Source organism: Rathayibacter sp. VKM Ac-2929 (assembly GCF_022815495.1).
Lineage (GTDB): Bacteria > Actinomycetota > Actinomycetes > Actinomycetales > Microbacteriaceae > Rathayibacter > Rathayibacter festucae.
In genome coordinates, this window is the sequence record NZ_JALGRV010000001.1 from 241,943 (window position 1) to 268,726 (window position 26,784).

Below are 26,784 nucleotides of genomic sequence, written 5' to 3' on the forward strand. Positions count from 1 at the left end.
ATAGTGTCTGATGCATGCCCGCCTTCACTCCGCTCGAACTCTCACTCGAACTCGACGTACCGGAGAAGCGGATCCGTGATCTTCTGCGGCAGTCCTTCGGACTGGTCGATGTCGAAGATGACCGGTGGGAGCTCAGCGATGAGCAGGCCGATGCCGTCCGTCACCACTTCGAAGGCTTCGATCTCGTTCCGGGCGACAAACTGCTCCGACGGGAACTTCACGCGCGCTTCGGTGGGGACTGGCAGAGGGGGATCTCCACTCCGGCGAATCGCCAGAACATCTTCGTCTTCTCCGATCCGGTTCAGGGGCCCAAGTACGGCTATGACGCCTATGAAGGGCCGACTCCCGAGGGCGGCTTTCTGTACACAGGCGAAGGACCGAAGGGACACCAGGACCTCAATCACGCCAATCGCGCGCTTCGTGACGCCGAGAAGAACGGCATTCCCGTACGACTCTTCACAGTCGACGGCACTACCGTCACGTTCGTCGGCACCTTCGTGCCTGATTCGCCTCCCTTCACTTCACTCGAGGTCCCGGACGCGACAGGGGCCCGAAGGCAAGCGCTCATCTTCTCCTTGTTGCCTGTCGACGCGGACCTCGGACTGGCTGCACCGAGGAACGAGACCCTCCCGGGTTTGGAGACGTTCGAATGGCGTGAACCCGACTTCAGCGAATTGTCGTTGCCAGGTCCGGCGTCCGATGAGCTGCGAACGGCATCGCGACTCGAGTTTGAGTTGCAGTACGCGTTCGGCCAGTGGCTCGTTGCGCAGGGAACCCCACCTCAGGGGCTGAAGTTGCGAGTCGGTCCCATTCAGATACAGCCAGACCTCTTCGTACCTTCGCGCCGATGGATCGTCGAGGCGAAGAAGTCGACTGCTCGGTCGCACGTCAGGATGGCGATCGGTCAGGTACTCGACTACGTGATGGTCGCGGCGGAGCACGACCTCGACGCGATTCCGGTCGTCCTGCTGCCCGGCCGGCTCTCCGACGACCTCCAGAGACTCGTCAGAAGTCTCTCGATCGTCGTCGTGTCCCGGACGGCGTTCGGTTTCGAGATCGTCGACTAGAACCGATCGCTCCGGTCCGAGCTCGCCGAGAACGAAGCGAAGAGGCGGTTGAAGGACATCTACTGTCAGCGGGCTCCGGCGATAGCTGCGGCCTGAGCTGCGGTGACGAGTGGCTCGAAGAACCCGTTCTTACCCACGAGAGAGTTCCGGTCGAGAAGAAGGTTCATCGACTCGCATGATGTCTCCGGCGCCATGAGGCAGGAGTGGCATGCGGCAAGATTCAAACCGTCGATGCTCTGTGGCGAGGACTCGGCACACACCGGATCGTTGGCACACCAGCTCATGGACGTCAGGGCGTTGACGATCGACTCCGGGAGTCGATCGCGCTCGCCTTCTCGGGCGAGACCCCCGAGCGTGCCGGCAGTACCTCCGGTGGTCGTGTAAACGAGGACGCCGTAGTCGCCTTGTGCGGCGTAGACCCGCTCCCGGAGGGCAGGGGCGGTGTATCCGGCAGTGTGGGCGAGTCGAGCCATCAGGACGTGAGCGAACGAGTGCAACATCAAGAACTGCGGTGTGGCGGCGGCGAGCCGTGACCGGAGATTCGAATCGTCGCGGTTCCGCTGGAGCATCCCGTAGCGATCGGCGCTCGATCGGCGGCCCGCCCACTCGTCGATGGGCGCGGACTCGAAACGGATGAAGACGCCTTCTCCGTAGTTCTCGACCGCCGGCAGCCAGCTCTTGAAGATCTCCGACCGGGGCACGGAGGGTACGAGGGCCGCATCGGGCTTGTAGCGCCGGAACCCGATCGACGCGCGGACCTCGCGGAGACGATCGACGATGACGACACCGTCGAACGTTCTCGTCAAGACCTCGCCGACCTCGCCTGCCCCTGTAATCTCATCGATGCGTGTCACGAAGTCCGACGTCGAAGCCGATCCTTGGCGTGCCGCGTTGAACGCCTCGAATTCTTCGTCGAGGATGCTGCGGCTGATTCGTGCATGGTCGAACGCAGTGGTGCCCGTCCGAGCCGCGAGGACCGTCTCGACGGAGACGTCGAGGTCGTCTGCGATGAACTGAGCGATCTGGTTGATCTTGAGCGGTGCCTGAGCCGCGAGGAGTGCATCGTGCATGAGGTGCGATTGGATCGAGTCGGACGCGGTCTCCGCTCTGGACGCGACCCACGGTATGTCGATCGCTGAAACGACGTCCCCGAATCTGACGTTCGTCGCGCCGCGCTGCTGAGCATCGAGCGGTTCCGCGCAGCGTGTCTCGACCCGGCCGCGCTCCCACGGCTGTCGCCCGCTGCAGTTGAAGCCGTCCCTCGCGAGCGTGTTCTTGTTCAACTCCCCGAGTGAACGACTGCGGCCGCAGTCGCATACGACCTGGAGCGCGGAGAGCCCGGCGCCCCTGCCGCTCGTGACGAATCTCAGCTTCGGGCTAGCGCAGACCTCCGCCGGCCGGTGAGACCAACGGTCCCAAGGCACGTCTTCGGCATGACCTCGGGTCGTGCAGAGCAGGACGAAGCGCATCGGTACCAGCCGACCGTCGCAGTCCGGACACGACGGTGCTGAACCGGCCTTGGTGTTGTCGGTGACCTTCCATCTGTGCATCAGGCTGCAGCGATCACAGAACATCCACGCGGGGAACCGGGTGAACTCGAGAGCTCTCCGACCGTCCTTCTCCTGATCGTCGTAGCTCGGGGCGGAACGCAGTTCCTCGACCTTTCGACCGTCGATCCCGAGCTTCTCGACGAGGCGGGGGCAGTCGACCGCCGGGAGCTGGTGCGGGGGCGGCCAGGCTTCGCCTGTCGGCGCCATGAAAGATTCTCCGAGGATGTCCACGATGGCGCCGGGCCCGAAGGGCGCGATGGTTTCGGTGAGACGCAGAGTGCGCGCCTCGATCACACTTTTCGGCGACCACTTCTTCCCACTCTTGATCGCCATCACTTCTCTCCCCATGCTCTGACGCGGACGACCGCATCGACGGTTCGCATCGAATTCATCGCAGCCCAGCCGATCCCTGATTCGTCGAAGTTCTTCAGCAGGCGCTCGTCCGGCTCGTCCGACTCGTAGAGAAGGTCTGCGTTCTTCTCGCGCGCAGTCGCCGCACGACGACCCCACTCGACGCCGGCGGCGGCGAGCTCCCGGCCGGCTTCTTCGAGTTCTCGCGGATCGGCCACGGCTATGTGGTCGAGGATCAGGGCGGACGCCTGCTGTGCCACCGCGGAGTCGACCTCGTACTCGCGCGCCGCTTCGTTCTGCCGCAGCGAGAGCTGTCTCACGAGCATCGCGTAAGCGGCTCGTAGCGACCGGTGCCGCGCCTGCAACGACCAGGGTGTCACCGACGCGGGTTCGACGAAGCGGTAATACGAGTCGTGGTACGGACCGAAACCTTCGTAGACGGATCGATCACGGGGTTTGTGGCTGCGGAACATGGTGATGACGATGCCTGGCACGGTTCCGCGCCCGACGCGGCTGGTCGCCTGAATGTACTCCGAGGTCGACTTGGGATGTCCGTTGACCAGCATCAGCCCGAGCCGATCGACGTCGATACCGACGGACAGAATGTTCGTAGCGGCAAGTGCGTCGATCACGCCGTCTGAGTCGGGTCCCTCGCCGAGCCTGTTCAAGAGCTCGATCAGCTCCGAATCGCGCACGTTGCTGTTCAACTCCTCGACGGCATAGCTTCGAACCGCCGACGACTCCAGATCAGCACGACGGTCGAGATCGCTCTTCACGTCGTCGCGGAGGATGGTGACGGTGCGCCCCAGCTCCCGAAGACTGTTGTGGTACAGGACGAGCGTCCAATACGCGCTTCTCTGCGCGCCGGTGAGGCCTAGCGCATCGGGAGCCAGGCCTGCCTCGATGGCGAGACGGCCGAGCGCCCAAGCCGGGCTGTGGGCCTGCGGCATGATGCCGACGTAGGTACGGCCGGGGCGCTCCAGGTCGGGCTCGGCGAAGAAGCTGTCATCGGCGTTCAAGCCGCTCGGAGGGAAGACGGCCGTTCGCGGACGAGCGAAGATCCCGCGCACCTGCTCAGCTGCAGCGCGAACAGTCGCAGACGACGCGACGATCTTCGGTGGCCGTCCACCGGACGAGAGCATGGCGGAGATCGCAGCCTCGTAAGTACCGACGACCGTTCCGAGCGGTCCGGAGAGGAGATGCAGCTCGTCCTGGATCACGAGGCTGGGTGGACGGTTCTGCGTCCCAAGGCCCAAGAGTGTCCCGGCGGTCGAAAGACGTGAGAGACGAGCGAACTTGTCGACCGTCCCGACGACCATCGTCGGTGGGAAGGCGTACATGGCTTCATCGACGACCTGTACAGGCAGGCGCTCGACGAAAGGGCACTCGGCCCGAGTGCAGTGGATCCGAAAGGACGAGTTCGTGGCATCGAAACCGTAAGCGCTCGGATCGAAGCTGCGTTCCTGCGGGACGAGTGGCGTGTCGCACCACGGACAATCGCGGATCTGGAAGTTGTTCTGAGGTCTCTGCTGGCCGACCAGCTGTGCCAACCGCTCCTTCGCCTGCGCAAAAGTGTTCGGGGTGGCGTTCTTTCCCACCCAGAGGCCGACAGAGAAGGCCGCACTGCCTCGGAGCTGAGGCTCGTCGAGTCTCATCAGCTCGAGAGCGCAGATCAGCCGAGCCGCGCGTTGGAACTGTTGCGCTGTCAGAAGTCGCATCGTGTAGCGAGTCAGCACGGCCGTACCGCCTCCGTGGAGGGGCTCGACGAGTCGTCGGCGGATCATCTCGAGCGCGGCGAGCCCGAGGTAGGCCTCGGTCTTGCCGCCGCCCGTCGGGAACCAGATCAGGTCGACGAGATCCCGGTCCGAATGCCCGGGGCTCGTCGTCGAGGACACGCTCAGAAGGATGAACGCCAGCTGAAAGGGGCGCCAGGCGGGCTCTCTGTCCGGCTCGGGGGGTAGGCCGCGAAGCATCTGATCTCGCATCGCACGGTTCGCGAGCTGGAACGCGTCGAAGATCGTTTCGTCAGAGGCGAGGAGAGCGACGCCCTCGGACATGCGCTCGTGAGCGGAAGTCATCTTGTTCAGTAGCGACGCGGCCGCACGCCGATCGTTCAGCGTGTCGGCCTCTTGCCTGCGCTCCTCCACCCATGCGGAGTACTCGTCGACGAATTGGCGGAGGCCTTCGACGATCGTCGAACGCGCATTTTCCCTGTCTGCGAGGACACCCAGTCGGAGAAAGGTGTCGGACGATTCTCGTGCCTTGATGGCGGGTACCGTCTTCACCGGAACAGTGACCGAACGGAGACCAGTGGGGCTGCTCCCTGACTCGTCCCATTCGACGGAGACACCGTGTCCGACGCCGTAGGTTCGCTGGCCGCGGTAGCGCAGACGCAGCTCGTCCTCCTCAGGATCGCGAGTGAAGGAGACGGCTTCAGGGTACGGATGGAGATCGCCTCCTGCGATTTCGCAGCTGAAAGCCGCCTGGAACAGGCAGTCAGCGCTCGCAGACTTCGCCTCGCCCTCCTCCACCTCTCGAGCGTTCGCGAGGGAGACGGTCGTGAGGGTCAAGCCCGCGAATCGGCGATTGCGCCAATCGACGCGAGCCCGACCGTTGAAGACGTCTGCGGAGCCGGCGGGATCGTTCGAAGGTACGGACACGACTGCCGGCGACAACGGGGAGCGGCGCCAACCGTCGCCCTCGACCGGATACAGCGCCGCTTCGACCCGGACGGCGATCGATCCGCCGTCGTGAAGGAAGGACATACCCATGGTGCTGGGAGCCCACCCGAAGGCACTGGTGAGATCGAGACCGTCGTCGGCTTCCTCGTCGTCCATGCCGGAGTCACCCCCCGTCTCCTCGTCCGGGAGGAGGTCCGATCGGACGACGGCATCCTCATCGGTGGAGACCGCAAGGCCGGTGCGGCCGGTGCGCTTCTCCGTGGGATAAAGCGTTCCGACGAGGTAGGCGTAGACGGGATCCTGGTCGAGCAGCTCGACGGCTCCACCCGCCGGGCCCAGCCATGCCGCCCGAAGCCGATCCACCACGGCGTTGCGGCTCTGCTCCATCGTCGGCTGCGTCTGCGCTGCAGTCATGACCGGTCCTCCCACAGGTAATCGAATTCCGTATAAGCAAGGTCGATGCCGAACTGATCGAAGGTGTCAGCGACGTTCACGATCGTGCAGATGTCCGTTCCGCCGTTCTTGTGGCCACGAAGGCCACGGCCGACCATCTGGATGTACCGGTTGGGGCTGAAGGTCGGGCGCGCGATGTAGAGCGCTCGCACTGTCGGAGCGTCGAAGCCCTGGGTGAGCAGGTCGCAGTTGATGAGGAACTGAGCCTCACCGGACTTGAACCGTTCGACGGCCGCACGTCGCGCAGGTCGTCGCATCCCCCCGTCCACCGATTCCGCCGAGCGACCTTCGAGGCGAAGTAGTGCAGCCATCGTGTGTGCGGACGCCACTGAAGGCGTGAACACGAGTATCGGCCAATCCGTGGGCTGAGCGAGAAGGTCGTCGAGCAGCAGCTGCGTCCGCTCGAGGTCGGCGCCGATCCGTTCCAGGAGGGAGCGGTTGACCTCCTTCAGCTTCTTGAGATCGGCGAGCTCCTGATCCGTCGCCTCGTAGTCGCCCCCGGCGAGCACCCGATGATCGATGTCGGAGAGGACGCCACGGGAGCGCAGTTCGCTGACGGCGGTTTCGGCGGGGAACGCTTCGAGACGACGTTCGCCGAAGCGCTGAGCCAAGGTCCTGTTGTTCTCTACACCCCGGCCCTTGAACGCCGTCGCTGTGAGACCGAGGAGCGTGCGCGAGGTCTGCGACGCGGTGAGTCCGAGCCAGGAGAGGATCTCCGTATATGTTTTGGAGGTAGCCGTATGGGCCTCGTCGATGACGACGAGAGAGGGATCCGAGAGCCACTGCAGTCGAGACGCCGACCTACTGATCTGACTACTCACCTTGTCGTCGATCGCCACGACCAGTTGGAAGTCCGCATCGGCCTCCTCGACCGCGTAATCACCCCAGAAGCGGCTGATCTCGAGGACGCGAGCATCGCCGAGAGCTCTCCAGACGTCGGTCCAGGTCTGAATCGCTTGCTCGCACAGCTCTTCGGACTGCGCGATCCATAAGATCGGGCCGCTGAGCTCGCCGGCCAAGATCATCCGGATGACCGCTTCGACGCTCACTCGGGTCTTGCCTGCGCCTGTCGGCAGCGTCAGGAGGGCCCGCTGCGGTACTCCTGGCGCCATGACGAGCTCGCGGATCTGAGCAGCCAGGTCTTCCTGGAAGTCGTGCAGTCCGGAGAGCTCGATCTTTCCCTGGATCTGGACCGACCTCGGCTTCGAAACCTGCTGCGAGCCTGCGAAGGCGATCGGAAAGCCGAGATTCTCGACGAATCCGCGAGCCGCGTCGGTGCCGGCCCAGGTCTTGGGGACGCCGTCCAGATCGTCGAGTCGCTTGCGGAGAACCCAGAGTGCATCGTCTCCGTGTATCTCGAGGAAGATCTCGGCGACGCGGACATCCGGCTGTTCGCCTTGACGTTCTTCGACGACCTCCAGGAGCCCCTTCGGAAGCTCTTCGCGCAGGGCCTTCACTCCGGCCAGGAGAAGAAGGCGCTGGGAGTCCGTCTCAGCCGCACGACACAGGTTCACCAGCTCCGTCTTCCGCAGGCTCTCGTCCTCGTGGAGAACCCGCGCGGCGTCGTTCGCGCTCAGACCGAGCCCTACACCCTTGAATATCTCGAGAAGAGTGTCGATACTGTCCAGCTCCGAATCGATGAAGATGGTGAGTCGATCGTCTGATAAGGCACGTCGCAGCCTTTGCTCTGTGCTCCCGTGAGGCCCGGAGAGGCGCCGCACGATCCTCGGGCTTCGTGCGACCTTGACGTTCTCGAGCTTCGCGTAGCGGAAGCGGAGTGAAGGGTGCATGTCCTCGACGAGCTCCGGAGGGGTCCCCGGCTCGATGTCGATCGATTTCGCCAAGGCGACTTGCGCCTCCTGCAGGCGCCATCTGTCGGCGAGCGATTCGACGCCGGGGACGTTCGCGGGCAACCAGGCGATCTCGAGCTCGTCCAGGTCGGCGATGTCCTCGCTCTGAGCGACGAAGACGGATCCGGTCGGGACCCAGGTCACCGAGCCTCGGCTGAAAGCGGGGATCCGTGCGGGGCGGGACTTCAAGCGGCCGGCGACTGCGACGACGAATTCGACCAACTGACGCTGATCGAGCTTGGAGCCCGGCTCGATGACATCGGGCGAGAACGACCGGAGGAGCAGCGCATCAGCGACGTCGACCAATTGCTCCGGAGCTTCGAAGAACTCCGACATCTTCGCGTCCGCCACCGGCAGGAGCGCACCGAATCTCATGAGGCCCGCGCCGACGAAATCACCGGGGCGACGGATCCCGTTCGAAGTCTTCACCCGCCCGTGGGTGCTGAGCACCCAACGTTCGAAGGAGAAGTGGGCGGCGGACGCCTTTTTGCCGCCGACAGCGACCGCGGTGTAGCGGTGCCTCGCCTCCGCACCTCGCCCTACCAGCTCGTGCGTCCATGTCGCGGCGTCTCGCGGGGCGTCCACCAGTCCGGGCAGGATGTCCAGCGGACCGAGCGTGGTGAGCTGTTCCAGCTCCACCCTGTCCAGGCGCAGGCTCTCGGTACGGAAGGCTTGGACGAACTCGGACACGAGCCATGTGCGGTACCCCGCGAAGAGTCCGTCGTTCTCGGCGGCGGCGCGACGCGGAGTCGCCTGGAGACAACCCGCCGCGACGAGTGTGTTCATCGGAACTCCGCCTGCTGCGGCTCGCCGCTCCGGTGGTACGCCCGAGAAGGGCGAGGACGCGAAGAGATCCGAAGCGCGTCGGAGCTCTCCGGTCTCCGAGGCGACCTTGATCGAGGCCCGAAGCCGAAGTGTGTCTATGACCTTCGTGGACTCGTCACGGTCAGCATGTTCGATGAGAGACCAGAACATGTTCCAGTCCTTGTCGGGCGACCGATCGCTCAGTCGAGTGACGAGGGCCTTCAGGGCGGTCGTGGCCGAAGCGCTCCTCATTCCCAGCTCGACGAGCCGTGCTCGAACAGAGTCCTCGCGCGCGAATCGGGGATCGACGAACGGGATCCCCTCCGGCGACTCGAACCCGTCGACAGGAAGCAGAGCCGTTGCGACCGCCTGTTCGATGGAGAGTCGGCCCGCGCTGGTGGGAACGATCGAGGCGTGCCGCACCGCATCGTCGCCACGAGTGCGTTTGAGCGCCGCGACGATCTCGAGACAGGCGACGAGCGCTGCCGGTGTTCCGACCGCGGCGAGCTCCTCCAGCCATCTGTCGAGACGGACTTCACCGCCCGTACGTTCGCCCGTCTCTCTCGTCAATGTCCGGAGCCGCGAGGAGCGGGTACGTGTCCGATAGCACCCCGCGTGCGGCGTATCGATCCGAGCCACCTGCTCCTGCCAGAGCGCGACGATCTGCTCCGTCGCAGGTGCGGCACGTCCGTCGTCCTCGTCGGCGGCTTCGGGATAGTTCGAGAACTCACCCGGTGTCCTCAGGACCCCGGACGCGTCCGGAATGATCTCGCGGGACCTCGCGAGTCGAGGGATCGCTTCGGAGAGCCGGTGATCGCCGGGACCGCGGATCTCCCGTCCACGTCCGGGGAAAAGGTCGAGGTGAGCGGCCGGATCCTTCGAGTCCGACGACCGGATCGCCACGTCGAGGAAGAGCTCGGCGCAGACGTCGAGCATCTCCCCGTTCAGCCGGCTCCCGGCGAGCATCGTCGTTCGATCGTCATTGACCTGCCAGGGCGCATTGAAGATGCCGCTGGCTGTCGTGCGATCGCTGAGAGGGAACCAAGCCCAGAACTGTCCTAGGGCGGCGCGTGTGCCGGGTGGCACGGCGTAAGAGACCGTCATGGCGTTTCTTCTGGCTGTGTCGGGCAGCGTCGCGAGTGTCTCCGACGAGGGTTCGAACCGCCTCTCGGCCAGAAGCCAGCGGACCTTCTTGCCGTCGGGCCCCGTCAGACGGACCTCGCCTCGATCCGCGGCGTCGTCTCGCGTGTGCTTCATCGTGTTCAACGAGCCGTCCGCATTCTGCAGGGATACGACGAGTTCGCGGATCGAACGCATGAAGAGGAGCAATTCGGTGTTCAAGCCGCGCAGCTCGTCCCTGATCCTGGTGCCGCCGGAGACCAGCGGCACTTTGATCACGGTCGAGGCCCAGCCGAGCAGCTCGGCCAGATGCGGATCGTCGGCCTGAGCCGCATCGGTGTCGACCGGCGTCGGGACGCGCATCACGGGCAGACGACCGGATTGCGACTCCATCCCTTCGAAGAGCACGGCGACGTCGTCTCCGTTAAACTGGAACGACGCGTCACGGCTGTGGATCTGCGGGTTGTTCGTGATCCCGAGGAGCGACTTGAATCCCAGACCGAATCGGCCGATCTGTTCGCCGCGCTTTTCGCTGAGAAAGGCCATCGAAACCGCGCGTACGCCGTCACGATTGAACGGAGCCCCCTCGTTGGCACAGTAGAGCGCCCTGTCGGCGACTCGGAACTCGACCCGCCCCGCATCAGTGCCCATGGCATCGGCAGCGTTCTGGAGGAGCTCGCTCACTTGGCGCGTGCCGTACCCACCGAAGCGATAGCTGTCCTCCTGCCGGACGTGTTCCTCCAGCAGATCCCGGTTGCGACGGTACGTGTCGATCGCCGTCGCCTGTAGCTCCAGCACGTATCCGCGCAAGTCCGTCACGTCTTCGTGGTGCACGATCGTTCCCCTCAGCGAAGCAGCACTGCTCATCCGACTCGATGATGACTGAGTGAACCATCAGCCACCGACATAAGACAATTCAAGACATCGATGGAGGCGTTCGAGCCTCCCGCACGGAACCGGGAGGGGAGTGGCCTCCCGCTCGTAGAGCGCGGCATCACTTTCTTCAAATACCGGCGTTCGCGAGTTGTAGCAGGACCATTCGATCGAGCACGTCGATGTCGTGAAGTCCGTAGAAGGCGAGGAGATGCTCCATCCGGCTCGTCTGAGTGTCTTCCGGTGCGAGGCGGGCGGCTGCCAGCGCCTCGCGCAGGGGTACCTCCAGCAGACGTCGCGCACCGAGCGGACGCACTCGGAGGTCTGGAGTCCCGACCACTCGTAGTGCTCGCTGGGAGCCCAACCCGGGGAGTTCGAAGTCGTCGGCCTCGATTCGACGTGCTTCGAGCAACGCCTCGATGGCGGAGCCCATCGCCGCGTCTGCGGAACTGAGGATCGATTCGTCCTCGACCGCTCCTGCGATCAGTCGGCGCAGCCTCGACAGCAGAACAGGGCCTTCGATTGCGACGGCGCTCTCGATCATGTCTTCGAGTGCGGAGGTCTCGAGGAGCTGGGTGGCCGAAAGCGCTGCCGGGCGGCTGTAGGCGAGGTAGGACGGTTCGACGAGACCGAGTGCCCGATCGGGAACGTCTGCGTCGGGGACGACCACTGCCGAACCCGCGCCGCTCGCGGCCTGCTGATCCTTCGTGACCGCTGCCGTTCCGGTGACCGCTGCCGTCGAGAGTTGCACCACCTCCTCAACGAGAGTCCTGATCTCATCCGGCTCGAGGGCCGAGGACTGCACGAAGGCGAGGAGTCGCCGAATCCTCTTCGTCGTGTCCCGAACGACAGCTCGGCGCTCGTCGGAGACGTCCGCGAAGGACCGAGCCAGAGCCCGGACCAGGGGGCCGTCACCTCCGATCGATCGCCGTTCGAAGAGCTGATTCAGATCGCTCTCAGAGAGTTGACGGAGAAGCTCCGGTTCTGGGCGGAAGGCCTCACCCTGCCACCAGAGTCGAGCCCACGTGTGACGGGTCAGATCGCTGCCGATCCAACGTTCCTTGTTCTTACGGCCGAAGCGCCACTCCGTCAATTCGGGTAGGACGGCGAACGCGACGAAGGACCAGACGTCGCCGGCGGCCGCCTCCGCGAAAGGGACGTCCACGAGTTCTCTGACGACGAAGGCTGCTTCGCGGTCGAAGCGCCCGAGCGCATCCGACGACGTCGACTCGGGGTAACCGTGGCTCTGCGCGAGCTCCGTCATCCGCTCGCGGAGCCGCGCGAACTCCTGTTCGTCCGCGCGATTACCGATCGCTCGCCACTGCACGTCTCGGATGAGGGAGGAGCCGGTCGCCGCCTTCGCGCTCTTCACCCGTTCCCATTCACCGGATGCGACTGCTCTACTCAGTCGAGGCCAGATGATCATGCGATCTGCCGCCCTACCCCGAGACCGCGGACCTTGGACATGATCGAAGAACGCCACATGGCCAGTTCCGCCGGAACGGTCGGCACGGATCCGAGATCATCCGCGCGGGTGAGGAGGGAATGCAGGACGTGGCCGACAGTGTCCTCCTCCCACGACGATTCCGAGGTCAGCTCGTGCTGGAGCATCGATGCGGATTCGAGAAGAAGCCCGAGCACGCCCTCTTCGAGGGCGTCGAGCAGCATCCGTTCGCGATCACTCGGGTTGCGAGAGCCGATCGCCTTCGTCAGTTCGGAATCACGCTCATTGATCTGCAGGCGGAATCCCGCCAAGAAGGTCTGGTCCAGCTCCTGAGACGTCTCGAGGTGCCAGCTCGCCTTGTTCGGCAACCGGGTCTTGACGAAGTCGACGATCTCCACCGGGAACATTCCGACGGTGCCCTCGAGCGCGACGGTGAAACGGCGGTCGGTGAGGACGGAGCCCCGTCGACGTGCCGTTCCGGCACCGACATCCGCACGGGGCAACGCCACGACCGCGGTGGTGACCTCGACGTTCCCGTCCAGGCGATCGCCCGGCAGTGTCACGGTGAAGTGAGTGACTCCGCTTCGGGTCAGGGCCTGTCGAGGAGCGGCGGCTCGGAATCGACTGGAGGAGCAGGACCAGGAGACGACGAGCGCCATCTCGTCCAGGCCGAGGCCCGTCTCGGTCTCGACGGCTTGAGGATCCATCTCCACGGAACCGCGGATGATCAGATCCATGGACGGGTCCCACCCCTCGATTTCTTCACCGAGCGGGATCCAGGCGTCCCCGTCGAGGAGATCGGGCAGTGACCACTTGATCGTCCCTGGTCGGGGGGTCCTGTAAGGCGCGACAGAGTCGACCACGTCAGTTGTTCCAATCCACGGACAGGCGTACTGCCGCGTCGTCGATGACAGTGGCGGTCAGCCACCATCTCTCACCGGCGTCGGGAGCCGGAGGAAGTATCGGTCCCACGATGAGGAGATCGTCCTGCTCGCTTCGCCATTCGAATTCTGGTCCGGCCGTCCCCTCCGGTGGGTCCTCCTCCGTTCCACCGCTCTCGAGCACGATCTGAGCGGTGGCGATCACGCTCTGTCCCTCGTCGCTACTCGGCACCTCGACGAGCGCCCGAAGAAAGGCAGTGTCGTTCTCCACGACGATGTCAGGGCCTTCGACGAACCGGGGCTTCGCGGCACGTCTCTTCCGGGACCCGCCACCCCCACCACCGCCTTCTCCTTCGCTACCGCCGCCGGTGGTGCTCGGGCCGTCCGCGCCGGCGCCGGTACCGGAGAAACTCCTGGTCACCGAACCCAGGCGAGCTGCGAGGCGGCCTAGACCGGCTGTCTCGGAGGTCGCCTTCGCCGCTCGCCGCGGGTTCACCTCGTTCTGGATGCGCGCGCGGAGGAACGGACCGAGATCACGGACGACGCCGAGATCTGTACCCCGAAGACCGGCGAGGACCCACGCATCGTGTGTCGGCGGCTCCGCTCGCCCGAAGACCTCGTCCGCTTCTTCGGACCCGATGAACACACCGGCGTAGCCGAATCGCGGATCAGGATGTTCCTCGCCGACGAAGTAGTCGACCACGAGCTCGACCCGCCTCATGCGGGCGACATGACGCCTCGGACCTTCGAGAGGGCAGGCAGCGCCGAACTCCTCAGAGTCGGAGGGCTGCGCCTCCGAGATCTGGAGAGCCAACACGCCTACGTCGAACGGCTCGCGCTTCCGCTCGTACTTCTGGCCTTCCTGTCGGCGGGCCTTCTCGAGAGCGATGACGAACGCCTGCATCGAGGGGATCCGATCGGCGGACGGGACCTGCTCGACCAGTCCATCGACACTCGTCGAGAGGAGAACGACGCCCTCCTGAGCTTCGACCGTCTTCGGCCACAGGTGCCACACCATCGATGAGCGCAGGTATGCGATCGCCTCTTCGACCGTGCGGTCTCTGTCCGAGTCGAACATTCCGAGGCTCGGATCGATGATGATCACGTCCGTGCCGTGCTCTCCCTCGGCGAAACCGGGAAGACCGAGTTCGGAGGACAGAGCTGCAGCCTCTTCACCGGTGACCGGGTCGGGAACGCCGCCCACGATGTCACCCCACCAGTGACGCCCGGTGTAGACCTCGTCGCCGTCTTCCCACTTGTGCGTCATTGCCGCACCCATGACGCGCCGCCCCGCCTTGCGGTCGACCGCGTGAGTATCGACGAGGATGGCGCTCGCCTTGCTCACCGAATAATAGATGCCCTTCCCGAAACCGTAGGTGCCCCCACCCAGGGACTGATTGCGGGGTTCTCCGACGTTGCGGAGGAACTGGACGAAGTCAGGGCGTTCGTCCTGCTCTACACGGAGATCGGCGCGGGCGGGACCACCGAGTCCGACCGTCCCTCTATCGCTCACGGTCATCACCAGAGTGTCGGCGTTCCACTCGGTCGAACCGAAGAGACCGCTCGCGCTCGGAAGATTCGACTGGAAGCGATCCCGCCACACGTCCGCGCGGTCCCCGAGGCGTGAGATGTCGATGTTGAATCGCACTTCTCGGCCGGCCCGAGCATCCCAGCTGTTCTGCGCGGCTTCGCGAGCCAGGACGGTCAGCGGGTCGAGCCGGGGCTGACCGAGTTGCTTCTTGATGCCGTCGGCGGCCGCCGATCCTTCGGGCGCGAAACGCTGCGACCACCACTCAGGCATGGAGAACCTCTTTCAGGAGTGTGTCGAGATCTTGTCCCGAGCTGTAGGGCAGGAGAGCCGCCGTCCGAAGGGAATAGCTCACTCCGGAGAAGTCCTCCGAGGACGCACCTTCGGACACAGTCAAGCGTGGTGTGTCACCGGTGACCCGAATCACGATCACGAAGCCGGTGACGAATCGCGCGAGAGTGCTGTCGTCCTGCTCCAGGTCGAGGCGAGCCGCGGACAGGGGGCCACTGAGATCGACGCCGTACCGATCGCGTAGGCGTCGCGCCGTCTCAACGACTGTCGCCCCGTCATCTGCTTCGGAGACTTCGACCAGAGCGAGATGAAGGCTCTTCGCCTCGTGTTCCGACAGCTGCTCGAGCCCGTGTATCTCTACGGTCGCGGCACCGGCCAGAGCTTTGACCTCTATGCAGTCGCGAGCGAATTCGAAGTCATGCGGTTCTCGGAACGGGCCGCGCCAGGACGGGATCGAAGTCGCGTCGATGCTCAGTGCGTGCTCCAGCAACATCAGCTCGGCTGCGAGACCCAGCTGCTCGATGAACGAAAGCCCTTTCGTGCGCTGAAGAGCCAGAAGGCGCCGCCAACGATCGACGGCGTCCAGCGCTGCCGCGCCGGCCGTTTCGAGCGTCTCGATCGAGTCGGTCACCTCATCGATCAACAGGTCGAATTCACCGTGCACAGAGACGTCGGTGCAGGCGATGTCGAGGACGAGGCCTGTCTCGTCGCCGAAGGCCAGGGGCAACACGTCGAAGACCACCACCTCGCCGTTCTGCGGAAGCTGCTTCGGTCTCACCTTGAGCGGAACGAGGAGATGGCGGTGACCTTCGTCGTCGAGGGCGGCACGCACGTGCCTAGCGCCGACCTTTCTGAGTAAGTAGGACTCGAAACGGCTCTCGGAGGGTCGGCTGAGCACGGCCCAAGCGCCGGCCGTCGAGGATCGGGGACTCACGCGGGCGATTCCGTCTCCGTGTCTTCATCGATACCTTCCGCAAAGTCGTCCGGTGTCTCGATCTCCATCGCGGACAGATCGACGGACACCTTCGAAGCAGCGACTCGGAGTTCTGGTGAGGACTGCGTGGGGAAGACGACTCCCATGCCGACGGGCACTTCGACCGCGTTCATCGACAGGCGTTGCCGCTGCTGGCCGCCTTCTGCGCCCCCATCGGGATCGATGAAATAAAGCACGAGAAGACCTCGGTGCTTCAGGACATCATCCTCATTACGACGCACATCCAGTTTCTTCTCGGCCAGCTCACGTGCGTTCGCCCTGGTGATGTCCAGGTCGAGTACACGATCCTCCTTGCTCATCAGTGTCTTGATATCCGCGCGTCCCGGGTGCGGGTAGTCCTTATCGTCCACCACACCTCGTGTCACCATGCGGACGCTCAAATCGCCGACGGTCGTCTCCTTCCCGTTCGGAGACTCCACGATCGCAACGGACCACCTGTGGAGCGAGCCCTCGGATGCGGCGTTGCTACGGGCGATGTATTCGCTCATCAACGCCGTATCGACATCTTTGGAGTCTCCATGGACGGAGTAGGCGTCGAGAAAACGCTGGACGAGGTGCACGGGGACGTCACGATAGAGCCGAGCTCCGATCGTGCTCGTCTCCATGGTGAGGTCCTCCTCCGCGCAGCTCCTCAACAGATCAACGGCAGCAGTCAGATTCTGCGAGAGCCACTGCTTGTCGCGGTTGCGGAAGTACCTGGTCTGGAAGCGACGACCTTCGAACGAGACGAACAGGGGGGACGCTGCTCCCATCTTCGCAGTGATTCGTAGCGCCGGATGGGTGCTGATGCGCACCGCCGCCTGTTCCGGGGTGATGTCCTCCCGCTGGAAGCGGTCGATGTCGTCCCGCATCTCGTACTCGACGCGGGACAGATGGCGGAAGTTCTCGCGCAGCTCGCCCGTCATCCAGATGCGAGGGAGCTCCTCGTACCCGGTCCGGTAACCGAACCACCGCCCCATCTGCATCAGAGTGTCGTAGGTACCGGCAGCTCGGACGAAGAAGCTCACAACGAGGCCCTCGAGTGTCAGGCCGCGCGAGAGGGTGTTTCCGCCGACGGCGATGACGACCTGTGATGCTTCTGCGTTGTAATCGAGTCGGTCAGTGCTGCGGAAGTTGTCGAGTACGACTCTGGAGTCGTCGACAGCGCGTCGGAGGAACGGCAGGATCTCCACGAACGTGAATACTGCGCGATCGGCGGAAGCGGGCGGCACCCGGTGGCTCTCGCGTTCCCAGACCTCCTCCAAACGTCTCGCGGTTGCCGAGTCCTCTTTCGCGAGCCCGTCCGCGGTTCCAGCGCGATACTCCTCGATCATCGGCTTGAAGGCTTCGTGAACCGATGTTTTGACCGAGGTGTGCACCAGCATCGAGCTGTGGCCGAGGTCGCCACGAGCGCGACGCACCGCGGTCGCCAGCCAAAACCAATCGAGCGCGTCGGCGAACCCCGCTGTCAGCTCCGGTTCGAATGAGGCCGCGTCCTTCGTCCCGGGTCGAAGCTTGGCGACGTCGTCGTCGGGCACGATGCGCACCATGTCATAGCCGTCCTCCGGCTCGTCCGAAGGGCCGAGGTCGGAAGTGACGACATCTCGGCCGAAGATCTTTTCCGGTCCGAAGTATCCATCGGGACGCGGCAGGCTGAGAATGAAATCGCGTGGATAGAGGTCGCTGGTGTCATACGGATCGATGAAGACGTTCGCGAACGGGGTGGCGGTGTAGCCGATGTAAGTCGACTTCGATGCGAGCTTGAGAAGGTCGGTGATCAGGGGGTTGATTGTGTTCGTCTGAATGGACGCCTGATCGGCCTCGTCGTCGATGATCAGCATCGGACGCTCCTTGAGTGCCGTGCGGGCCCCGTCGGTTTCGAGCCACTTCTTGAGCTTCCTCAGCACGGACGCGTTCTTCTTCACCACTGCTACACCGGTCTGATGTCCGGAGAGGAGGGCAGCTGCGTCGAACGAGGGGAGCCGGAAGTCGCGATTCAGCTCGGTGAGTCGGAACCAGTCCTTCGCGGGCACACGAGTCAGAGCTTCTTCCAGACGCATCTGCGTCTGCTTCCTAAGGGCGTTGTGAATACCCGAGAGCACGATGATGAGCCCGTACTCGAGGTCGGCCATCTTGGCGGCCGTGGCGAGGAAGTTAGTGGTCTTGCCGCTCTGCACGTACCCGACCACGAGCCCGCGCGTACTCCAACTCGATTTGTCCGGCCGTTCCGTATGGGCGACGACCTTGTCCGAGGACTTGTTGACGCTCAGGAGCCTCTCGTCGCTCCACTTCTCCGACTCGAACTGGTGGTAGAGCGCATTCCAGAACTTGTCCTTCGGCGTGGGGCCCGGATACCAGTCGGGACGTCCTGCCGAGATGATGACCGGGCCGCCCCTCTGCACCTTCTTGCGATCCGAGTCGAATCGCTCGCGAAGAGCCGTCAGCGTCTCGACCGGCAGGACGCCGGCCATGGATTCCTCCGCTTCTTCGACACCGTGCTGACGGGCATAGAGGGCGAACATTCCGTAGAACATGTCGGTGCTGATGAGACCACTGATCCTTCGTTGGACGCTGATCTTCGAAGCCTATATCGACGACGGGTGTCGTTCAGAACGGACGAATGCTCGGAAAAGCACTCGGGTCAGAAGAGAGGAACGCGCTCCTCGGGCAGCACCGACGACCGCCCGATCGGGCCAACCACTGCCGGGTCCATCGCCGCCGGCGTCATTCCGTTCAGCACCTCGATGAGCTGGGTCGCGATCGCCGCTCCGAGCGGGATCGGTACCGCGTTACCGATCTGCTTCGCGATCGCCGTCCTCGACCCGACGAACTTGTAGTCCGTGGGGAATCCCTGCAGGATCGCCGCCTCGTACAAGGAGATCGACCGCATGGCCTCCGGGTGCAGGTACCGCCCCTTCTCGGGCTTGAAGAACTCCGTCCGGATCGTGACCGCAGGCTTGTCCCAGTGCAGCCTGCCCATCACATCCGCGGAGCCGGTGCGGTGCTTCCGCCAGCAGTCGGCCTGGAGCTCGTACGGCAGATCGAAGCGGTTCCCGCCGGCGGGGATGACTTCGAAGCGCTGAAGCGAAAGAGGTGAGTACTTCCTACTGGTGTGGAGCTCGAGACCGGAGTACGGCCCCTTGAAGATCTTCCCCGCGAACTCGATCGACCGTTCGGTGAGGCTGTTCTCGTCGATGGTCTCGAAGGAGACTCGGTGCTCCATCATCAGCACGTCCCGCACTGTGCGGTGGTTCCCGAGATGGGTGGGGACGGGGAAGCCCGGCGCAGGGAGGTCGCGCCGGTGTCCGATCAGCACCGCTCGCTTGCGCGCCTGAGGCGCTCCGTAGTCCGCTGCGTTCAGGATCCGGCACTCGAAGGCGTAGTCCTCGAGGATCTCGCCTGGCTGGACGGCCGCCTCGAACTCGCGGAACTGTGGCGACTTGGTGAAGGCGGCGACGTTCTCGACGACGAAGTACTTGGGACGAACCCGATGGATCGTCTCCGCGTAGGTCCGCCAGAGGTCGTTCCGCTCGTCCTCGACGTCCTGCTTCCCGAGTGTCGAGAAGCCCTGGCAGGGCGGACCGCCGATGACGATGTCGATGTCCGTCGGCATCTCGGATTCGGCCAACCAGCTCTGGATGCTGCCGGCCCAGGCCTTTCCGCGGCCGAAGTTCGCTTCGAACGACGCCGCCGCCGCGATCTCCCACTCGACGGCTGCGACGGTCTCGATCCGGGGTGAGGCTGCGTGGAAACCGGCGGTCAGGCCTCCCGCGCCGGCAAAAAGATCGAGGGTGCGGATGGGGCCGGAAGTCATGTGACAAAGCTACCGGCGCGGATCGGCTGATGGAGTCCCACCTCGACATACCATCGACCGATGTCCTGGGCCTCGAGCGACGGTGTCCGGCGGTCGATGCTCTCGAACCGCGGGCGTGACACGAAGGTGGAACTGCGAGTCCGATCAGCGCTCCACGCTGCAGGTCTCCGCTTCCGCCTCCAGCTCAAAGTGCCCGGATCTTCGAGGCGGACGATCGATGTCGCGTTCCCGAAACAGCGGATCGCGGTGTTCCTCGACGGCTGCTTCTGGCACGGCTGTCCCGTGCACCACACGGTGTCGAAGACCAACGCCGGCTTCTGGGCGGAGAAGGTCACCAGGAATCGCGAACGTGATCGCGACACCGACCGGTTGTTGAAAGAGGCGGGCTGGACCTCCCTCCGTTTCTGGGAGCACGAGGACGTGGACGAGATCGTCCGGATCGTCGAGGAGGCCGTCCTCCGAGAGCGTGAAGCGGCCGAAGGACAGCGGAACGGGGCCGGTCCCGCCGGTCCGCCCCGTCTTTGACGCCCCCGCCACCCCCGTGTTATGTTCGCTCTCGGACATGTGACTGGTCGTGCAGGCAGGATCCGACGAAACGCGTACGAAGCGTCGTCGGGTCCTTTTTTTGTGCCCGGACGCCTCCTGACGCGCCGATGACGGTGCGGGGACAGCGACGGAAGCAGCGAGAACGCGATGCAGCACAGCGCAGGGAAGCGCGCGTCCCCCACACACCCGAAGGAGTACCGATGAGTACCCAGGACAGCGCGAAGGCGATCCTCGAGCACGTCGGCGGCGCCGGCAACGTCTCGAAGCTGCAGCACTGCTCGACCCGCCTGCGCTTCGCGCTCGCGGACGACCAGAAGGCCGATGTCGACGCCCTGAAGGCGGTGCCCGGCGTGATCGGCGTCGTCATGGGGCCGCAGACGCAGGTCATCGTCGGCAACGGCGTCGCCGAGATGTACGCGGCGGTCGAGAAGCTGCGCGGCGGCACCGAGGCGACCACCCCGAAGACCGAGCAGCCCCGCTCGCTCAAGCGCCTCGGCGCGACGATCATGGACTTCGTCGTCAGCGTCTTCACGCCGATCATCCCGGCCATCGCCGGAGCCGGCATCTTCAAGTCGTTCCTCGTCCTCGCCTCCGCGGTGGGCTGGCTCGACCCCGCGAGTGACAACTTCAAGCTGCTGTCCGCCATCCCGGACGCGGTGTTCGGCTTCCTGCCGCTCCTCGTCGCCTACACGAGCGCCAAGAAGCTCGACGTGAACCGGCCGCTCGCCCTCGGACTCGTCGGGGTGCTGGTCTTCCCGGCCTTCACCGCGCTGCTCAACCAGGAGGGCGGAGTCGCCCTCTTCGGCATCCCGGTCCCGGTGATCGCCTACAACGCGCAGGTGTTCCCGGCGATCCTCGCGGTCCTCCTCCTCTCGGTCGTCGAGCGCTTCTTCACGAAGCACTCGTGGGGACCGATCCGCACGTTCTACGTGCCGCTGATGTGCCTCGTCATCGTCGCTCCGGCCACGATCTTCCTGCTCGGCCCGCTGGGCTACTGGCTCGGCTCGATGCTCACCGGCGCCCTGATCGGCCTCTACGGCGCGCTCGGCTGGGTGGCCGTCGCCCTCCTCGCCGGCGTCCTGCCGCTGATCATCTCGGTCGGCATGCACAAGGCCTTCATCCCGCCGACCATCGCGACGATGGCCAGCGCGGGCAAGGACACCTTCTACCTCGCCTCCTCCCTCGCCCACAACGCGGCCGAGGCCGGCTCCAGCCTCGCGATCGCCCTGCGCACCAAGAGCGCGGCGCTGCGTGCGACCGCCTTCTCCGGCGGGCTCTCCGCGCTCTTCGGCATCACCGAGCCCGCCCTCTACGGCGTCACCCTGCAGAACAAGCGCGCGCTGATCTCCGTCATCTCGGGCAGCGTCGTCGGCGGCGCCTACATCGGCGCCACGCAGGTCGCCGCGTTCGCGCTGGTCAGCCCGGGTGTCGCGAGCATCTCGATGTTCATCGACGGGCTGAACCCCTGGAACCTGCTCAACGCGGTCATCGGCCTGCTGATCTCAGTCGCCGTCTCGTTCGTCGTCTCCTTCATCATCTGGCGCGACGACGCCTCCGCCAGCGTCCAGGCCCTCGGCGACGTGGTCGCCAAGGACGCCGCCGACGCGACCGCCCTGACCGCCCCGCTCAGCGGCGACGTGATCCCGCTCAGCGAGGTGAACGACCCCGTCTTCTCCGCCGGCGTCCTCGGCGAGGGCATCGCCATCCGCCCGACCGACGGCGTCGTCCGCTCGCCGTTCGCCGGCACGGTCATCGCCGTCCTCAGCTCCAAGCACGCCATCGGCCTGCGCCGCGACGACGGGGTCGAGGCCCTCATCCACGTCGGACTCGACACCGTCCAGCTCGACGGCGCGCCCTTCGACGTGCACGTCGCCGTCGACGAGCGCGTCGAGGCCGGGCAGCTGCTGCTCACCGCCGATCTCGCGGCCATCACCGCCGCCGGCTACGACACCACCACCCCGGTGCTGATCACCAACTCGGCCGAGTACACCGTGCTCATCGAGGCCGCCGACCGCGTGTCGGCGGGCGATGCGATCATCACCGTCACCCAGAAAGAGAAGGAGCTCGCCGATGGCGCTGCCTGAGGGATTCCGTTGGGGCGGCGCACTCGCCGCCAACCAGGTCGAGGGCGCGTGGCGCGAGGGCGGGCGCGGGCCGGCCGTCAGTGACGTCGCCTCCTACAAGCCGAAGGCCGACCCCAAGGAGTACGCGATCCACCATCAGAACACGGTGGCGAGCATCACCGCGGCGATGGCGGACGACGACACCGAGTACTACCCCAAGCGCCGCGGCATCGACTTCTACCACCGCTACCCCGGCGATCTGGCGCTCTTCGCGGAGATGGGCTTCACCACCCTCCGCGTCTCGATCGCCTGGACTCGGCTCTACCCGACGGGGGAGGAGGCGGAGCCGCTCGAGGAGGGCATCGCCTACTACCTCGCGCTCTTCACCGAGATGCGGCGCCTGGGCATCGAGCCGCTGGTCACGCTCTCGCACTACGACCCGCCGCTCGCCCTCGCCCTCAAGCACAACGCCTGGGTCGAGCGCCGGACGATCGAGCTGTTCGAGCGCTTCGCCCGCACCTGCTTCGAGCGCTTCGGCCACCTCGTCGACATGTGGCTGTCGTTCAACGAGATCGACGGGATCATCCGCCACCCGTTCACCTCGGGCGGCATCATCGAGGAGACCGTCGAGGGGAGTGTCGAGCAGGCCTGCTACACGGCGCTGCACCACCAGTTCGTCGCGTCGGCGTCGGTCACCCGCATCCTGCACGAGCTCTGGCCCGAGGCGCGGATGGGCTGCATGCTGACGATGCTGACGACGTACCCGAATACCTGCCACCCCGACGACGTCGCGGCGACCCAGGCCAAGGAGCGGATGCTCTACCTCTGCACCGACGTCCAGGCCGGCGGCGCCTACCCGCGCCTCGCCCTGCGCGCCCTCGCGGCGCGCGGCGTCGAGATCCCGTTCGCGGAGGGCGACGCCGAGCTGCTGCGCGGGCACCCCGTCGACTTCATCTCGTTCAGCTACTACATGTCGATGACGGAGTCGGTGCGCCCGGACGCCGAGCGCACCCCCGGCAACACGGTGCTCGGGGTGAAGAACCCGTTCCTCGAGTCGAGCGAGTGGGGCTGGCAGATCGACCCGGTCGGCCTGCGGATCTCGCTGATCGATCTCTACGACCGCTACGGCAAGCCGCTGTTCATCGTCGAGAACGGGCTCGGGATGCGGGACGAGCTCGTCGCATCGGACAATGAGGGGGAGGATCCCCGCATCCACGACCCCTACCGGATCGACTACCTCCGCGCGCACTTCGAGCAGATGATCCAGGCGGTGGACGAGGGTGTGGAGCTCCTCGGCTACGTGAGCTGGGCGCCGATCGACCTGATCAGCGCCTCCAGCTCGCAGATCTCGAAGCGCTACGGGTTCGTCTACGTCGACATGGACGACCTCGGCCACGGCAGCACGAATCGGTACCGGAAGGACTCCTTCTCCTGGTACCAGCGGGTCATCGCGTCCAACGGCGCCGACCTGGGATGACCCTCCTCGCTCCAGTTGCCCGCCGGGCCGCGCAGACGCCGTCGACGGAGACACGCATGCAGACCATCAAGAAGGTGCTCAACTCGAGCGTCGTGCTCGTCGTCGACGAGCGCGGCGCCGAGCGGGTGCTGCTCGGCAAGGGGATCGGCTTCGGCGCGAAGGCGGGCGAGGTGATCGAGGCGTCCGCGGTGGACCAGGTGTTCGTCGCGCTCGACGACGCCGACCAGCGGAACCTCGTCGAGCTGCTGGCGCAAATCCCGCCGGAGTTCGTCGAGCTGACCCGCGCGGTCGTGGCCGACGCGGAGGAGCAGGGGCTGAAGCTCGACCCGCACGTGTACCTCGCGCTGACCGACCACCTGCACTTCGCGGTGGAGCGGCAGCGGCGCGGGCTCGCGGTCGCCAACCGGCTGGCCTGGGAGATGCGCTCGGTGTACCCGGTGCAGTACGCGGTGGGGGAGCGGGCGGTCGCGGCGATGCGCTCGCGGCTCGGAGTGGACGTGCCGGACGACGAGGCGGCGAACGTGGCCTTCCACCTCGCCAACGCGGAGCTGGGCAAGGTCGGCATCGACTCGCTGCGGATCGTGCAGCTGATCCGCTCGGTGACCGCGATCATCCAGCACACGAGCGGGGCGGCGCTGGACCGCGAGGACCTGCGCTCGGCGCGCTTCGTGGCGCACCTGCAGTACTTCGCCGAGCGGTTCTTCTCGGGCGGGCTGCTGGTCAGCTCGGACGACTTCCTCTTCACCAGCCTCAGCATGCGGTATCCGCGGGCGGTGGCGACGGCGGAGCGGGTCCGCGCGTTCGTGCGGGCGGAGTACGGTGCGGAGCTGCCGAACGAGGAGGTGGCGTTCCTGGCGCTGCACATCGCGCGGGCGGCGCCGGAGTAGGGCGCGTTCCTGTCCTGTCAGTCCCGTCCGTCCTGTCAGTCACTACGGAGAGAGCACCATGACCCGCGGCACCGTCCACTTCGTCCGGCACGCCCAGACGCTGTTCAACGTCAACGGCCAGCTGCAAGGGTGGTGCGACTCGCCGCTGACCGCGCGGGGCGAGCGGCAGATCGCGGCGCTCGGGGAGCGGATGCGCGGGGTGCCGCTGGTCGCGGCGTTCCTGAGCGACCTCACCCGGACGCGGACCACGGCCGCGGCGGCGCTCGCGGGGCATCCGTCGATCGAGCCGGTGCCGACGACGACGCTGCGGGAGTGGCACTTCGGCGGCTTCGAGGGGCAGCCGAACGCGTCGCTCTGGGAGCCGGTCTTCGCGGACCACGGCTACTCGTACGTGCCGGCCTCGGCGGACTGGCCGCGGATGACCGACGCGGGCCTGGACAGCGTGATCGACGCGATCCACCGGCACGACCCCTCCGGCCGAGCGGACACGGCCGCGTCGGTCCGGGAGCGCGTGGAGGCGGCGCTCGCGCTGATCCTGCCGGCCGCCGAGCACGGCGACGTGCTGGTCGTCACCCACGGCACGGTGCTCGGCAGCCTCCTGCGCGCCATCGACCCCGCGCACCGGCCACGCGCGGGCTTCCCGAACTGCGGCATCGTCCCGGTGACCGGCGGCGTGATCGGCCCGATCGACGCGAGCTGCGCGGTCGACTGACGGCGGGGCCGCGAGTCGGACGCCTGCGGCGGCGGTGCTGACGGGGGCGGGTCTCGATACGCCGCCTGCGGCGGCTACTCGACCAGCATGGTGTCGCGTGCGGCGGCTGCTCGACCAGCATGGTGTCGCCTGCGGCGGCTGCTCGACCAGCATGGTGTCGCCTGCGGCGGCTGCTCGACCAGCATGCTCGGCGGGCGCCCCCATCTTGCTGATCGAGTAGCGCGCGCAGCGCGCGTATCGAGATCCGCCCACCGCAGGCACGTCGGCCGCCGCGGCGTCCCGCTCCCGTCGAGGCGTCCCGCTGTACAGGGACGTCTCGACGGTTCGGGGACGCCTCGGCAACGAGGGCCCCGCCGGCTCACCCCTTCAGCGGGTCGTTCCCCCAGTTCATCAGCGAGTACCGCCACTTCGTCTCGGTCACGTCACCGGAGGGCCGCTGCTTCGAGTGCCGGGCGACGTAGCCGGTGACCTTCTTCATGTGCGCGTAGTCGTCGTCGCTCAGGTCGGCCTGCTTCGTGCCGAGGATGTCGATGATCCGGCGGCCGCTGTGGTGGCCGACCGACTCGCCGCCGCTCGCCGGCTTCTGGCCGACCTCCTTCGACTCGTCCTTCTCGAGCCAGGACTCGATCTCCTTCGCCGTCATGTTCACGGCGTCGTGGAAGTCGTCGCGGATGCCGCGCTTCTCGTCGTCGGTCGTGTCGTCGCTCATCGTGCTCGCTCCTCGGGTCGGTACCGCTCCACTCGAGCGCGCCGCGGGCGAGAGGTCAAGCCCCGTTCGTTTCGCGGGCACGCGCGTACCGTCAGGAGCCAGCCACCCTCAGACGACCCGCACAGGAAGAGGCCTCCATGCCCTCACGCAACACGCTCGTCCGCAGCCTCCACGACCTCGGCGCCGCCGCCTGGTTCGGCGGTTCCCTGATGGGCGCCGTCGGCCTGAACGGCGCCGCGTCCACCTCCTCCGACCCGTCCGAGCGCCTGCGCCTCGCCGCGAACGGCTGGGCCCGCTGGACCCCCGTGCAGCTCGCGGCGATCGCCGCCCACGGCGTCGGCGGCATCGGCCTGATCCTCGCCAACAAGACCCGCCTGGCGAACCAGCAGGAGAGCCGCACCAACACGGTCGTGAAGACGATCGTCACCGGTCTCGCGGGCGCCGCCTCCGTCACCGCCGCGATCGCCGGCGCGACCCAGGCCAAGCACGCCGACGAGGGCGCGAAGGGCGTCACCGAGGCGTCCTCGAGCAACTCCGACGAGCTGACCACCGCGCTCCGCGTCCAGAAGGTCACCCAGTGGGCGATCCCGGTGCTGACCGCCGTCATCATCATCCTCGGCGCCCAGCAGGGCGAGCAGCAGCGCCCGGTCGCCGGCCTCTTCGAGACGACCGCCCGGATGTTCCGCAAGTAGCACTCCGCGTCGGCGCGGG

At 65.9% G+C, this 26,784-nt stretch carries 17 protein-coding genes; 7 read left to right on the forward strand and 10 right to left on the reverse strand.

Going from position 1 to position 26,784, the window contains the following annotated elements; genetic code table 11:
- Window positions 1-14: 14 nt before the first annotated feature.
- A complete protein-coding gene (locus tag MT355_RS01090; protein WP_243598216.1) occupies window positions 15-1,067 on the forward strand; it encodes a hypothetical protein in 1,053 nt (350 codons plus the stop codon).
- Window positions 1,068-1,132: 65 nt separating this feature from the next.
- Here the strand turns inward: MT355_RS01090 and drmB are convergent, their stop codons facing one another.
- The 9 genes from drmB to MT355_RS01135 all read right to left on the reverse strand — a co-directional run bounded on the left by drmB (window position 1,133) and on the right by MT355_RS01135 (window position 19,679).
- Window positions 1,133-2,950 (reverse strand): DrmB family protein, encoded by a 1,818-nt coding sequence (drmB, locus tag MT355_RS01095; RefSeq protein WP_123446711.1) that lies wholly within the window; start codon window positions 2,948-2,950, stop codon window positions 1,133-1,135.
- Window positions 2,950-6,063 carry a helicase-related protein gene (locus tag MT355_RS01100; RefSeq protein ID WP_243598217.1) on the reverse strand — a complete coding sequence of 1,038 codons (3,114 nt, stop codon included), beginning with the start codon at window positions 6,061-6,063 and terminating at the stop codon, window positions 2,950-2,952. Before MT355_RS01100 ends, drmB begins: the two co-directional genes overlap by 1 nt.
- The gene (locus MT355_RS01105; protein ID WP_243598218.1) at window positions 6,060-10,742 is read right to left on the reverse strand and encodes a DEAD/DEAH box helicase; all 4,683 of its coding nucleotides are present in this window, start codon (window positions 10,740-10,742) and stop codon (window positions 6,060-6,062) included. Before MT355_RS01105 ends, MT355_RS01100 begins: the two co-directional genes overlap by 4 nt.
- A 136-nt stretch (window positions 10,743-10,878) precedes the next feature.
- Window positions 10,879-12,120, reverse strand: coding sequence for a DUF6339 family protein (locus MT355_RS01110; protein ID WP_243598219.1), 1,242 nt, complete (start codon window positions 12,118-12,120; stop codon window positions 10,879-10,881).
- A gap of 50 nt (window positions 12,121-12,170) precedes the next feature.
- On the reverse strand, window positions 12,171-12,929 hold the full coding sequence (locus tag MT355_RS01115; protein WP_133671954.1) for a hypothetical protein: 759 nt from the start codon (window positions 12,927-12,929) through the stop codon (window positions 12,171-12,173).
- Window positions 12,930-13,056: 127 nt separating this feature from the next.
- Window positions 13,057-14,874, reverse strand: a complete 1,818-nt coding sequence (locus MT355_RS01120) for a hypothetical protein (RefSeq protein ID WP_243598220.1) — start codon at window positions 14,872-14,874, stop codon at window positions 13,057-13,059.
- Window positions 14,867-15,826 carry a PD-(D/E)XK motif protein gene (locus MT355_RS01125; RefSeq protein WP_308197284.1) on the reverse strand — a complete coding sequence of 320 codons (960 nt, stop codon included), beginning with the start codon at window positions 15,824-15,826 and terminating at the stop codon, window positions 14,867-14,869. Before MT355_RS01125 ends, MT355_RS01120 begins: the two co-directional genes overlap by 8 nt.
- Entirely contained in the window at window positions 15,823-18,399 is a 2,577-nt protein-coding gene (locus tag MT355_RS01130) for a Z1 domain-containing protein (RefSeq protein WP_243598222.1), read from the reverse strand. The genes MT355_RS01125 and MT355_RS01130 overlap by 4 nt, the downstream gene beginning before the upstream one ends.
- Before the next feature lie 107 nt (window positions 18,400-18,506).
- Entirely contained in the window at window positions 18,507-19,679 is a 1,173-nt protein-coding gene (locus MT355_RS01135; protein ID WP_123446703.1) for a DNA cytosine methyltransferase, read from the reverse strand.
- Between the two features lie 60 nt (window positions 19,680-19,739).
- Between MT355_RS01135 and MT355_RS01140 the strand changes: the two genes are divergently transcribed.
- The 5 genes from MT355_RS01140 to MT355_RS01160 all read left to right on the forward strand — a co-directional run bounded on the left by MT355_RS01140 (window position 19,740) and on the right by MT355_RS01160 (window position 25,364).
- Window positions 19,740-20,204: a very short patch repair endonuclease gene (locus MT355_RS01140; RefSeq protein WP_243598223.1), complete on the forward strand. Its 465-nt coding sequence runs from the start codon at window positions 19,740-19,742 to the stop codon at window positions 20,202-20,204.
- 221 nt (window positions 20,205-20,425) lie between these two features.
- The gene (locus MT355_RS01145) at window positions 20,426-22,309 is read left to right on the forward strand and encodes a beta-glucoside-specific PTS transporter subunit IIABC (protein WP_243598224.1); all 1,884 of its coding nucleotides are present in this window, start codon (window positions 20,426-20,428) and stop codon (window positions 22,307-22,309) included.
- Window positions 22,296-23,765: a family 1 glycosylhydrolase gene (locus MT355_RS01150; protein WP_243598225.1), complete on the forward strand. Its 1,470-nt coding sequence runs from the start codon at window positions 22,296-22,298 to the stop codon at window positions 23,763-23,765. The genes MT355_RS01145 and MT355_RS01150 overlap by 14 nt, the downstream gene beginning before the upstream one ends.
- Before the next feature lie 56 nt (window positions 23,766-23,821).
- Window positions 23,822-24,652 carry a PRD domain-containing protein gene (locus MT355_RS01155; RefSeq protein ID WP_243598226.1) on the forward strand — a complete coding sequence of 277 codons (831 nt, stop codon included), beginning with the start codon at window positions 23,822-23,824 and terminating at the stop codon, window positions 24,650-24,652.
- Between the two features lie 58 nt (window positions 24,653-24,710).
- Window positions 24,711-25,364, forward strand: coding sequence for a histidine phosphatase family protein (locus MT355_RS01160; protein ID WP_243598227.1), 654 nt, complete (start codon window positions 24,711-24,713; stop codon window positions 25,362-25,364).
- 358 nt (window positions 25,365-25,722) lie between these two features.
- On the opposite strand, the gene MT355_RS01165 is transcribed toward MT355_RS01160, so the two are convergent.
- Complete coding sequence (locus tag MT355_RS01165; protein WP_243598228.1) at window positions 25,723-26,073, reverse strand: DUF3140 domain-containing protein; 351 nt, start codon at window positions 26,071-26,073, stop codon at window positions 25,723-25,725.
- Between the two features lie 137 nt (window positions 26,074-26,210).
- Here MT355_RS01165 and MT355_RS01170 point away from each other — a divergent pair, with 137 nt between their 5' ends.
- Window positions 26,211-26,765, forward strand: coding sequence for a hypothetical protein (locus MT355_RS01170; RefSeq protein WP_123446696.1), 555 nt, complete (start codon window positions 26,211-26,213; stop codon window positions 26,763-26,765).
- The last annotated feature ends 19 nt before the right edge of the window (window positions 26,766-26,784 follow it).